This is a genomic window from Micromonospora sp. AB353 (assembly GCF_049538395.1).
Taxonomy (GTDB): Bacteria; Actinomycetota; Actinomycetes; order Mycobacteriales; family Micromonosporaceae; genus Micromonospora; species Micromonospora aurantiaca.
In genome coordinates, this window is the sequence record NZ_JBMVFV010000030.1 from 53,608 (window position 1) to 64,215 (window position 10,608).

Here is a 10,608-nt window from a genome sequence, read left to right on the forward strand (position 1 = left end):
ACGGCGTAGACTCCACGACCCGTGAGGATCCTCGTCACCGGCGGCGCCGGCTTCATCGGGTCGGAGTACGTGCGGATGCTGCTGGGCGTGCCCGGCGGCGACGCGGCCGGAGTGCCGGTCGAGGGCCCGGCCGCGCTCACCGTGCTGGACAAGCTCACCTACTCCGGCAACCTGGCGAACCTGGCGCCGGTACGCGACGACCCCCGGCTGCGCTTCGTCCGCGGCGACATCGGCGATCCGGCGCTCGCCGACGAGGTGGTGCCGGGCCACGACGTGATCGTCCACTTCGCCGCCGAGTCGCACGTGGACCGTTCGATCACCGGCGCGGCACCGTTCGTCACCACGAACGTGCTCGGCACCCAGACGATGCTGGACGCCGCACTGCGGCACGGCGTCCGCCGGTTCGTGCACGTCTCCACCGACGAGGTGTACGGCTCGATCGACTCCGGCTCCTGGACGGAGGACTGGCCGCTGGCGCCGAACTCGCCGTACTCGGCGTCGAAGGCCGGGTCGGACCTGCTGGCGCTGTCCTACCACCGCACCCACGGCCTGGACGTCGTGGTGACCCGCTGCTCCAACAACTACGGGCCGTACCAGTTCCCGGAGAAGGTCGTCCCGCTGTTCGTGACCAACCTGCTCGACGGCGGCACCGTGCCGCTCTACGGCGACGGCGGCAACGTCCGGGACTGGCTGCACGTGCACGACCACTGCCGGGGCGTGGCGATGGTGCAGGAGAAGGGGCGGGCCGGCGAGGTCTACCACATCGGCGGCGGCACCGAGCTGACCAACCGGCAGCTCACCGAGCGGCTCCTGGTGGCGTGCGGGGCCGGCTGGGACCGGGTCGTGCCGGTCACCGACCGCAAGGGCCACGACCGGCGCTACTCGCTGGACATCAGCAAGATCAGCAGCGAGCTGGGGTACGCCCCGAGCATCGACCTCGACCGTGGCCTGGCCGAGACGATCAGCTGGTACCGGGACAACCGGGCCTGGTGGGAGCCGCTGAAGACGGCCGGCCCCGAATGACCCGGATCCTGGTCACCGGCGCGGGCGGGATGCTCGGGCGGGATCTGCTCGCCGTGCTGCGGACCCGGCCGGACCTGTCCGTCACCGCCGCCGGCCGCGCCGACCTCGACGTCACCGACACCCACGCGGTCCGGGACGCGGTGGGCGGCCACGACGTGGTGTTCAACGCCGCCGCGTGGACCGACGTGGACGGCGCCGAGAGCCGCGAGCGGGACGCCACCGCCGTGAACGGCGACGCGGTCGCCGCGCTGGCCGGCGCCTGCGCCGTGTCCGGCGCGCGCCTCGTGCACGTCTCCACCGACTACGTGTTCGCCGGGGACGCCACCGAGCCGTACCCGGAGGACGCCCCGACCGGCCCGGTGAACGCGTACGGGCGCAGCAAGCTCGCCGGGGAGCGGGCGGTGGCCCGGCTGCTGCCCGAGACCGGGTACGTGGTGCGCACCGCCTGGCTCTACGCCACCCACGGGCGCAACTTCGTCACCACGATGCTGCGGCTGGCAGCCGAACGCGACCGGCTCGACGTGGTGGACGACCAGCACGGCCAGCCCACCTGGTCGTACCGGTTCGCGGAGCGTCTCGTGACGCTCGCCGACGCGGCGCTCGCCGGCGACGCCGCGCCCGGGACGTACCACGGCACCGCCGCCGGTGAGACCACCTGGTACGGCCTGGCCCGCGCCGTCTTCGCCCTGCGTGGTCTCGACCCGGACCGGGTCCGGCCGACGACGAGCGACCGCTTCCCGCGCCCGGCGCCGCGCCCCCGCTACAGCGTGCTGGCGCACGGCCGGTGGGCCGCCGCGAAGCTGCCGCCGCCGGAGGACTGGCACGCGGACCTGGCCGAGGCGCTCAGCGCCCTCCGCCCCGGAACACCTCGGTGACGGTACGCAGCACGATCTTGATGTCGAGCCAGAGCGACCAGTTCTCGACGTAGTAGTTGTCGAACCGCGCCCGGTCCGAGATCGGCGTGTCCCCGCGCAGGCCGCTGACCTGCGCGAGCCCGGTGAGTCCGACCGGTACGCGGTGCCGCATCGCGTACCTCGGGTACTCCATGGAGAACTTCTCCACGAAGTACGGCCGCTCGGGCCGGGGACCCACCACGCTCATCTCGCCGCGCAGGATGTTCCACAGCTGCGGCAGCTCGTCCAGCGAGGTCCGCCGCATGAACCGCCCGATCGGGCCGACCCGCTCGTCGTGCGCGATCGACCAGGTGGTCTGCGACTCGTACTCGTCGACCGGGCGCATCGACCGGAACTTGATCACGTGGAACGGCTTGCCGTACCGGCCGATGCGCTCCTGGCGGAAGAACACGCCCCGGCCGCCGTCGAGGAACGTGGCGGCGGCGCAGAGCAGTAGCAGCGGGCTCAGCACCAGCAGGGCGGTCACCGCGAACACCACGTCGGACGCGCGCTTGAGCCGCCACCGGGGTCCGGTGAGCGTGGTGTCGCCGATCTTGACGATCGGGATGGCACCGATGTGGTCGGGGTAGCCGCCCTGCGACCGCGAGCCCCACAGGCGCGGCACCGCCCACAGGTCACAGCGGGAACTGGCCGGACGCAGCAGCGACTCCATCAGGTCGGCCTCGGAGCAGTCCGGGTCCGCGATGACGAGAACCTCGCACTCCAGCATCTCGGCGAGCTTCTCCAGGTCGTCGATCGTGCCGATGAGCGGCAACGCGCCGATCCGCGGCCGCGACGGGGCGTCGACGGCGCCGACGAACCGCAGCCCGTACTGCGGGTAGCGCCGCAGCAGCCGGGCCAGCTCGCCGCCGATCGGCCCGCCGCCGATGACTATGGCGTTGTGCTCCACCCACCGGCGCTTGCGGGCCAGCAGGATGAGCCGGCTGTTCAGCGCCCGCCCGACGATCACCAGGCCGGCGGAGAGCGCGACACCGCGCATGAACCCGCTGACGTACGGCACCGAGTCGTGCCGCAGCGCCGCGATGATCGCCCCCACCGCGCCGGAGGCCAGCAGCCGGCCGCCGAGGCTCGGCAGTTCGTCCAGGATGCTGATGTGCCGGCGCGGCCGGTAGAGCCCGCCCGCGGCGAACAGGCCCACTGTGAGCGCGGCGTTGAACAACGTGCCACGCCAGTAGGTCTGGGTCAGCAGCAGCGGCGTGAGCAGCGCCGCGACGTCGATGGGCGCGGTCACCATCCAGGCCCGCAACCATCGGGTACGCGTCGACGCCCGCGACCCCGCGTACGGCAGCACCGTGGTCGTGTCCATGCCGCTGTCCATCGGCGTGTTCATGGCCACACCGGACGGCGGCGCAGACGGATGCTCGAACGCCGGCAGGCGTGGCATGGTCGATCCTCCCCCGTGACGCCACCGGCCCGGATACCGAGACCGACGGCGATCGCAGGATACGAGCGACCCCGCCCCGCCGCCAGCACCGGCATGGCAGATCGACGTCCTACTTTCCGCTGATGGCGAGGATCTCGGGGACCGAGTCGCGGCGCACCGCGTCGAACAGCGTCTTCGAGCGCGCCGGATCGGGGAACACGACGCTCTCGCTGCCGACCCGGCCGGTGCCCTTGACCGGGCAGGTGAAGAACGTCAGGTTGCCGCCGCGCAGGCCCCGCATCTCCATCGCGAGGTCCACCAGCGACAGTGACTTGTCGACAGCCACCGAGTCGGACGTGGCACGGACGAACGAGTTCAGCTTGGCCGGGTTGGTCATCACACCGCCCGAGGCGGCCTTGTCCAGGATCGCCTTGATCACCTGCTGCTGGTGCCGGATACGCGCGAAGTCGCCGTCCGGGAAGGCGTGCCGCTCCCGCGCGTAGTCCAGCGCGGCGGCGCCGTCCATCGTCTGCCGGCCCTTCTCGAAGGTCCGCGTGCCGATCAGCGAGTACTTCGTGGTGAAGCCCTTCTCCACGTCGATCTCGACACCGCCGAGCGCGTCGATGATCTCCTTGAAGCCGGCGAAGTCGACCATCGCCACGTTGTCCACCCGTACGCCGCTGAACTTCTCCACCGTCTGCACCATCAGCGGCACGCCGCCCCAGGCGTACGCGGCATTGATCTTCGCGTCACGGCCGCCGCGGCCCTCCTTCGACTTCGGGACGGCCGTCCAGGTGTCACGGGGGATCGAGATGAGCTGGGCGCTCGACCGGTCCTTCGGCAGGTGGGCCAGGATGATCGTGTCGCTGCGCGAGCCGCCGGTGCTCTCCGGGTCGCGGGAGTCGCTGCCCAGGATCATGATGTTCATCGCACCCTTGGCCTCGACCTGCGGACGCGACTCCTCCGGGACGCCCTCGAAGGCGTCGACCCGCTCGATCGACTTGTCGACCGAGCGGTAGTAGAGGCCGCCGGCCACTGCGGTGCCGCCGCTCAGCAGCACCACCACGAGCAGCACGATCAGGGCGATCCGCCGCCCCCGGCGGCGCCGGGGCGCCTTCTCCTCCACCGGCCCGCCCGGCTCCACATCGGAGCCCGGCGCACGACTGTCGGAATCGGTGAGCTGGTGGCGATCTGACATGCCGCGATGCTACTGAGTCACGTCGTACCGTGTGGACCCGCGCCCGGACGGTGACGCCCCGGCGGCGCGTGACCGCCGCGGTGAGGTGGCCGGGGTCCGGGCCTTGCCGCCGGGTGGTCGCCGGATCGATGATGGTGAGGAATGCCACATCGACCGAGGAGTCGAGATGCAGGTTATCCACCAACCGCGGGTGGCGTGGGACGCCGCCCGGGTCATCGGCGGAGCGATCCACGACGAGCAGCTGTTCGGCTGGCTGCGCGGCGAACTCGGCGCCCTGATGGGCCCCGCGGCGGTGGTGGCCCTCGACGAGACCCGGAACCGGGTCCGCTGGGCCGGTGACGCCCGGCTGCCGGTCGAGACCGGTGTGTGGCGCGTCCGCCTGGAGGACTCGCTGCGGCAGCGCCCCGAACTGGCCGGCGGGCTGGCCGGTGTCGTCTCCACCGCCCGTACGCTGCGCCCGGTTTAGCTTTCGCTTAGCTCGCTTGTCCCGCGGCACGCCGGTCCGGCAGCATCGACCGGCGTGACCGACGGCACCGCACCCCACCCGCCGACCACCGGCGCCGCGCCCGGACCCGCCAGCCCGGACGGCCGGCGTCGCACCGCCTCCCGCCGTCGCCGCCTGGCCGCCGCCGGGCTGGTCACCGTCGCCGCCGCGGTCGCGGTGACCCTCGCGGTACGTGGCGGTGCCGCCCCCGCCTGCGCGGCGCCGCCTCCGCGCGCTGCCGTGGCCGCTCTTCCGCCCGCCGTTCTGCCGCCCGGCGCTGCCCTGCCGGTGGCTGCCGCCCCGCCCGTCGGCGGCGCGACGCGCAGCGGCAAGGCCACCTTCTACGACTCCGAGGGTGCCGGCGGCAACTGCTCCCGGCCCGCCGCGCCCGCCGACCGGATGTACGTCGCGCTCGGCCCCAGCGAGTACGCCTCCGGCGCCTCCTGCGGCGGTTTCCTCGACGTCACCGGCCCGCGCGGCACCGTCCGGGTGCTCGTGATGGACCAGTGCCCGGAGTGCGCACCCGGTCACCTCGACCTGTCCGCCGAGGCGTTCGCCCGGATCGCCGACCCGGTGCAGGGGGTGGTGAAGGTCAGCTACCGCGCGGTGGTGAACCCGAGACTGCCCGGCCCGCTCACCTTCCGGATGAAGGAGGGCTCGTCGCAGTGGTGGTTCGCCGTCCTGGTCGGTGACCACGGCAACCCGCTGCGCTCGGTCGAGGTACGGCAGAACGGTTCGTGGCGGGCGGCGCAGCGGCAGGACTACAACTACTGGCTGATCGCGTCCGGGGCCGGTCCCGGCCCGTACGAGATCCGGGTCACCGACGTGTACGGCCACCGCGCGACGGCCACCGGCATCCGGATGCTCCCCGGCCAGGTGCAGCGCGGCAAGACCCGCATGTACGGCGCCGATCCCGCCACCCCCGGACCCACCCCGAAGAAGCCGACCCCCACCCCCAGGACGCAGACCTCCAGTCCTCCGGCCTCCCTCACGCCGTCGCCCACCCTCACCCCAGCCCTCACGGAACCCCTGGTGCAGGCAGCCGCCACCCCTCCCACCCAGGCCCCCTGCTCCTGACCCGCGCCGCCCGCTCAGCTCGTTGATCTTGCAATTATGGCCCTCAACCTGACCGGGATGCGGCTTCTGCGGGGGGGCGGAAAGTGCAAGATCGGCGGGGCAGGCCAGGGCGGCGAGGACGGGACGGGTCACGGGGAGGTGGGGAGGTCCAGCCACATGAGGATCTCGTCGCGGGCGTCGGTGGGGGACAGGCGCAGCGCGGCGGGGAGGCGGCCGATCTCGCGGTAGCCGAGGCGCTTGTAGAAGCGGTCCAGGCCGAGCCCGTCGCGGACCGTCACGTGCAGCGCCGTCAGGCCGAGCCCTCGGGCGATCCGCTCGGCCTCGCGCATCAGCGCCGCGCCGTGGCCGCGTCCCTGCGTGTCCGGGTGCACCATGACGCGCTTGAGCACCCGCCAGTGCGTCTTGAGGTGGAACCGGTTGTCGGCGATGACCAGCACCGCGACCAGCTTGTCGCCCTCGTAGCCGGCGAGCAGCCGGTCCGGCCCGTCCGCCACCTCGTCGAGCGTGGCAGTGGCGAGCGGGCGTACGTCGTCGGCCGTCACCGGGGCGACGAAGCCGACGGCGCCGCCGGCGTTCGTCACATCCACCCAGAGCGCGATGATCTGCTCGCGCAGTTCGGGAGTCAGGTCGGGGTCGAGTACGAAGCGCAGGTCCACGACGCCATCCTGCGCGTGACGACGCGGCCCGGACCCGCGTTCGTGATGCGGGTGACACAGTTGATGGTGCGGGAGGGGGGTTTCGAACCCCCACGTCCTCTCGGACACAGGCTCCTAAGGCCTGCGCGTCTGCCGTTCCGCCACTCCCGCCGACCCGCTGAGTTTAGAGCGTCACGCCGCAGCCGTGTGTACTCCGGGCCGCGACCCGAGCGACCTCAGTCGAGGCCGAGGTCCCGGCGCAGCTTGGCGACGTGACCGGTGGCCCGCACGTTGTAGAACGCCTGCTCGATCTTGCCGTCCTCGTCCACCACGAACGTCGAGCGGATCACGCCGGTGACGGTACGGCCGTACATCTGCTTCTCGCCGAACGCGCCGTACGCGGTCAGCACCGCCTTGTCCTCGTCGGAGACCAGCGGGAACGTGATGGCGTCCCGGTCGCGGAACTTGGCGAGCTTGGCGGGCTTGTCCGGCGAGATGCCCACCACCTCGTAGCCGGCGGCCTGGAGGGAGGCGAGCGAGTCCCGGAAGTCACACGCCTGCTTCGTGCAGCCGGGCGTCATGGCGGCCGGGTACGCGTACAGGATGACCTTGCGGCCGCGCAGGCCGGACAGGGACAGCGTGCCGCCGTCGTCGGTGGGGAGGGTGAATTCGGGGGCGGGGTCGCCGGGCTTGAGGCGGTCGGTCATGGCGGTGACGATACCGCCGGGCCGGTGCGGTCGGCGGGCGGCGACGCGCGGGCGCGGTGACGGCCATCATGAGGTTGTTGCCAGATATTGGCAACAGTGCCTTCCTGGAAATACGCTGAGCGCGTGGACACCCTGGCGATGCACATCTCCAACGGGATCATCAACGGTCCGGTCGCCGCGATCTTCGCGGCTCTCGCCCTCGCCGCGCTCGCGTTCTGCGTGCTGCGGGGCCGAGCCGACCTCGACGACCGGCTGGCCCCGATGGCCGGGCTGGTGGCGGCGTTCATCTTCGCCGTGCAGATGCTCAACTTCCCGATCTTCACCGCCGGGGTCAGCGGTCACCTGCTCGGCGGCGCGCTGGCGGCGATGCTCGTCGGCCCCTGGGTCGGCGCGCTCTGCGTCGCCGTGGTGCTCATCGTGCAGGCGCTGGTCTTCGGTGACGGCGGGGTGGCGATGCTCGGCCTCAACATCACCAACATGGCGCTGCTCGGCACCGCCGCCGCGTACCTGCTGATCGCGCTCCTGCTGCGCGTGCTGCCGCGTACCCCGGCCGGGCTGGCGGTCACCGCCTTCGTGTCCGCGCTGGTCAGCGTGGTGGTCGCGTCCCAGGGCTTCGTCCTGCAGTACTGGCTGGGCGGCACCACCGACCTCGGCGGCAACCTCACCGGCCTGGCCGGCACCATGGCCTTCGCCCACCTGCTCATCGGCATCGGCGAGGGCCTGATCACCGCGACCACCGTGGTCACCGTCGCCAAGGTCCGGCCCGACCTGGTGTACGCGCTGCGCGCCCTCAAGCCGGCCACGCCGGCTCCCGCCGTCCCGGTCGCCGGAGGTGCCCGATGAGCAAGCGTCACTGGCCGTTCCTGCTCGGCGGCCTGCTGGTGGCCCTGCTGCTGGCCGGCGTGGTCAGCAACTACGCCTCCTCGCACCCGGACGGGCTCGACTCGTCGCTGCTCAAGGGCTGCACCGTCAACGCCGACGACGAGATCACCGGCGGCAGCTGCCCGGCCCAGCAGGCCAAGGACCACGAGCTGGCGGACAGCCCGCTCGCCGACTACGGCGTCCGCGGGATCGGCAACGACTTCCTCTCCACCGGCCTGTCCGGCGTGCTCGGTGTGCTGCTCACCTTCGCGTTCGGCGGCGGCCTGTTCTGGCTGGCCCGCCGCCGCGGCCCCGCCACGCCCGTCACGTCCGCCGCGCCTGACACGACCACCGCGAGCGCCGGCCCGGTGGACGACGCCGCGACCCCGTCCACCGGCACCCGCTGACCATGGGCGCCGGGCACGCGCACGTCCTCTACCGCGAGTCCGGCTCGCCGGTGCACCGCCTCCCGCCCGAGGTGAAGATCGCCGCGATGGTGCTGTTCACCGTCGCGGTGGTGGCGACGCCCCGGGAGGCGTACTGGGCCTTCGGCGGCTATGCGCTCCTGGTCGCCGTGGTGGCCGCGCTGGCCCGGGTCGGCCCGCGCTGGCTGCTCAGCCGGGCGCTGATCGAGCTGCCGTTCGTGCTGTTCGCGTTCGCGCTGCCGTTCCTCGGGGCGGGGGAGCGGGTCGAGGTGGCAGGGCTCGCGCTGTCCGTCGACGGGCTGCACGGCGCGTTCAACATCCTCGCCAAGGGCACGCTCGGCGTACTCGCGTCGCTTCTGCTGGCGGCGACCACGACGACGCGTGACCTGCTGCTCGGCCTGGACCGGCTGCGGTGCCCGCAGATCCTCACCCAGATCGCCACGTTCATGCTGCGCTACCTGGAGGTGCTCGTCGGCGAGGCCCGCCGGATGCGCGTGGCGCGGGTGTCGCGCGCTGACGACCCGCGGTTCCTGTGGCAGTTGCGCGGCTTCGCGGCCGGGGTCGGCGCGTTGTTCCTGCGCGCCTTCGAGCGCGGCGAGCGGGTCTACCTGGCGATGCTCTCGCGCGGCTACACCGGCCGGATGCCGGCGGTGTGGCAGGGGGCCGGCGCGGCCACCGCCGGCCAGTGGGCGGCCGCCGCGACGGTGCCGGCGATCGCGGCCACCATCGCCGCCGTCGCGCTCGTCCTGCAATGATCGGGTACGTGCAGCAGCCGCCCTCCCTCGACGTCGACGGCGTCCGGTACGCGTACCCGGACGGTCACGTCGCCCTGCACGGCGTGGACCTGACCGTGCCGCGCGGCGATCGGGTGGCGCTGCTCGGACCAAACGGTGCCGGCAAGACCACGCTCGTGCTGCACCTCAACGGCATCCTCACCCCGACCGAGGGCACGGTGAGCGTCGGCGGCCTGACCGTCAGCCGGGACCGGGACACGCTCGCCGAGGTACGCCGCCGCGTCGGCATCGTCTTCCAGGACCCGGACGACCAGCTGTTCCTGCCCACGGTCGCCGAGGACGTCGCGTTCGGCCCGGCCAACCTGGGTCTGCGCGGCGCCGAGCTGGCCGCCCGGGTCGACGAGGCGCTCGCGGCCGTCGGGATGAGCGAGCACCGGGACCGCGCGCCGCACCACCTGTCGTTCGGGCAGCGGCGCCGGGTGGCGGTGGCGACGGTGCTGGCCATGCGCCCGGAGATCCTGGTGCTGGACGAGCCGTCGTCGAACCTCGACCCGGCCGCCCGGCGGGAGCTGGCGGAGATCCTGCGCGCCCTGCCGGTGACGCTGCTGATGGTCACGCACGACCTGCCGTACGCGGCCGAGCTGTGCCCCCGCTCGGTCATCCTGGACGGCGGCCGCATCGTCGCCGACGCCCCCACCGCCGACCTCCTGTCCGACGAGGCACTGCTGACCGCCCACCGCCTCGAGCTCCCCTACGGCTTCGCCCCCCGCCCCACCTGACCCGCCCCTCGCCCGTCCCGCCCTTCTCCACCGCGATCTTGCACTTTCTGCCCGGGCATTCCGGGGCAAAGGCCGCAGACTCGGGGCGGTAACTGCAAGATCACGCCGTCCAGGGGCGAGTGCGGCGGGAGTGGAACGTGATGGGTGTGTCTAGGGCGGTTTGACACTCGTGTTGTTCCACTCGGGCGTGCCCGGCGCTCACAGCTTGCGGTGATCTTGCGGTGGCGGCCCCGGGAGATGTCGTGAACGCCTTGGATGCCGGGCGGAACAGGTTTGGGTGGGCGGTAGTTCCTCGTTCGGCCGGTTGTGGCGCGCGGCCTCCCGTTACGCGAGATTGGCGTTCCGCGTGGTGGGAGCAGTGGAGATCTTGGTAGGAAAGGGCCCCTATGGGGGCCGTTTGGTACCAAG

General features: G+C 72.6%; 12 protein-coding genes and 1 tRNA gene. 8 read left to right on the forward strand and 5 right to left on the reverse strand.

Going from position 1 to position 10,608, the window contains the following annotated elements; genetic code table 11:
• Nucleotides 1-21: 21 nt before the first annotated feature.
• Nucleotides 22-1,023 carry a dTDP-glucose 4,6-dehydratase gene (gene rfbB, locus ACPCK6_RS15070; RefSeq protein ID WP_423481408.1) on the forward strand — a complete coding sequence of 334 codons (1,002 nt, stop codon included), beginning with the start codon at nucleotides 22-24 and terminating at the stop codon, nucleotides 1,021-1,023.
• Nucleotides 1,020-1,898 (forward strand): dTDP-4-dehydrorhamnose reductase, encoded by an 879-nt coding sequence (gene rfbD, locus ACPCK6_RS15075; RefSeq protein ID WP_423481409.1) that lies wholly within the window; start codon nucleotides 1,020-1,022, stop codon nucleotides 1,896-1,898. The genes rfbB and rfbD overlap by 4 nt, the downstream gene beginning before the upstream one ends.
• Here rfbD and ACPCK6_RS15080 read toward each other — a convergent pair.
• Entirely contained in the window at nucleotides 1,867-3,321 is a 1,455-nt protein-coding gene (locus tag ACPCK6_RS15080; RefSeq protein WP_396880140.1) for a sugar transferase, read from the reverse strand. The genes rfbD and ACPCK6_RS15080 overlap by 32 nt on opposite strands.
• A 109-nt stretch (nucleotides 3,322-3,430) precedes the next feature.
• The gene (locus ACPCK6_RS15085; protein ID WP_396880141.1) at nucleotides 3,431-4,498 is read right to left on the reverse strand and encodes an LCP family protein; all 1,068 of its coding nucleotides are present in this window, start codon (nucleotides 4,496-4,498) and stop codon (nucleotides 3,431-3,433) included.
• Nucleotides 4,499-4,664: 166 nt separating this feature from the next.
• Here ACPCK6_RS15085 and ACPCK6_RS15090 point away from each other — a divergent pair, with 166 nt between their 5' ends.
• Nucleotides 4,665-4,964 carry a hypothetical protein gene (locus ACPCK6_RS15090; RefSeq protein WP_423481410.1) on the forward strand — a complete coding sequence of 100 codons (300 nt, stop codon included), beginning with the start codon at nucleotides 4,665-4,667 and terminating at the stop codon, nucleotides 4,962-4,964.
• A gap of 54 nt (nucleotides 4,965-5,018) precedes the next feature.
• A complete protein-coding gene (locus ACPCK6_RS15095; RefSeq protein ID WP_423481411.1) occupies nucleotides 5,019-6,059 on the forward strand; it encodes an expansin EXLX1 family cellulose-binding protein in 1,041 nt (346 codons plus the stop codon).
• Nucleotides 6,060-6,187: 128 nt separating this feature from the next.
• Here ACPCK6_RS15095 and ACPCK6_RS15100 read toward each other — a convergent pair whose 3' ends face one another.
• The 3 genes from ACPCK6_RS15100 to bcp all read right to left on the reverse strand — a co-directional run bounded on the left by ACPCK6_RS15100 (nucleotide 6,188) and on the right by bcp (nucleotide 7,401).
• Nucleotides 6,188-6,715 (reverse strand): GNAT family N-acetyltransferase, encoded by a 528-nt coding sequence (locus ACPCK6_RS15100; protein ID WP_423481412.1) that lies wholly within the window; start codon nucleotides 6,713-6,715, stop codon nucleotides 6,188-6,190.
• Between the two features lie 64 nt (nucleotides 6,716-6,779).
• Nucleotides 6,780-6,865, reverse strand: a tRNA-Leu gene (locus ACPCK6_RS15105).
• A gap of 65 nt (nucleotides 6,866-6,930) precedes the next feature.
• Nucleotides 6,931-7,401, reverse strand: coding sequence for a thioredoxin-dependent thiol peroxidase (gene bcp / locus ACPCK6_RS15110; RefSeq protein ID WP_047894783.1), 471 nt, complete (start codon nucleotides 7,399-7,401; stop codon nucleotides 6,931-6,933).
• 123 nt (nucleotides 7,402-7,524) lie between these two features.
• Here bcp and ACPCK6_RS15115 point away from each other — a divergent pair, with 123 nt between their 5' ends.
• The 4 genes from ACPCK6_RS15115 to ACPCK6_RS15130 are packed head-to-tail and all read left to right on the forward strand — an operon-like array spanning nucleotide 7,525 to nucleotide 10,200.
• Nucleotides 7,525-8,244 (forward strand): energy-coupling factor ABC transporter permease, encoded by a 720-nt coding sequence (locus ACPCK6_RS15115; protein WP_423481413.1) that lies wholly within the window; start codon nucleotides 7,525-7,527, stop codon nucleotides 8,242-8,244.
• Entirely contained in the window at nucleotides 8,241-8,669 is a 429-nt protein-coding gene (locus tag ACPCK6_RS15120) for a PDGLE domain-containing protein (protein ID WP_423481414.1), read from the forward strand. Before ACPCK6_RS15115 ends, ACPCK6_RS15120 begins: the two co-directional genes overlap by 4 nt.
• Before the next feature lie 2 nt (nucleotides 8,670-8,671).
• Nucleotides 8,672-9,442: a cobalt ECF transporter T component CbiQ gene (cbiQ, locus tag ACPCK6_RS15125; protein ID WP_423481415.1), complete on the forward strand. Its 771-nt coding sequence runs from the start codon at nucleotides 8,672-8,674 to the stop codon at nucleotides 9,440-9,442.
• Nucleotides 9,439-10,200, forward strand: coding sequence for an energy-coupling factor ABC transporter ATP-binding protein (locus ACPCK6_RS15130; RefSeq protein WP_396880148.1), 762 nt, complete (start codon nucleotides 9,439-9,441; stop codon nucleotides 10,198-10,200). Before cbiQ ends, ACPCK6_RS15130 begins: the two co-directional genes overlap by 4 nt.
• Nucleotides 10,201-10,608: the final 408 nt, after the last annotated feature.

Bases quoted from the DNA above. Each gene is read 5' to 3' on its own strand.
- ACPCK6_RS15080 (WP_396880140.1), bottom strand. From the start codon at position 3,321: ATGCCACGCCTGCCGGCGTTCGAGCATCCGTCTGCGCCGCCGTCCGGT.
- ACPCK6_RS15120 (WP_423481414.1), top strand. From the start codon at position 8,241: ATGAGCAAGCGTCACTGGCCGTTCCTGCTCGGCGGCCTGCTGGTGGCC.
- rfbD (WP_423481409.1), top strand. From the start codon at position 1,020: ATGACCCGGATCCTGGTCACCGGCGCGGGCGGGATGCTCGGGCGGGAT.
- cbiQ (WP_423481415.1), top strand. From the start codon at position 8,672: ATGGGCGCCGGGCACGCGCACGTCCTCTACCGCGAGTCCGGCTCGCCG.
- ACPCK6_RS15130 (WP_396880148.1), top strand. From the start codon at position 9,439: ATGATCGGGTACGTGCAGCAGCCGCCCTCCCTCGACGTCGACGGCGTC.
- bcp (WP_047894783.1), bottom strand. From the start codon at position 7,401: ATGACCGACCGCCTCAAGCCCGGCGACCCCGCCCCCGAATTCACCCTC.
- ACPCK6_RS15085 (WP_396880141.1), bottom strand. From the start codon at position 4,498: ATGTCAGATCGCCACCAGCTCACCGATTCCGACAGTCGTGCGCCGGGC.
- ACPCK6_RS15090 (WP_423481410.1), top strand. From the start codon at position 4,665: ATGCAGGTTATCCACCAACCGCGGGTGGCGTGGGACGCCGCCCGGGTC.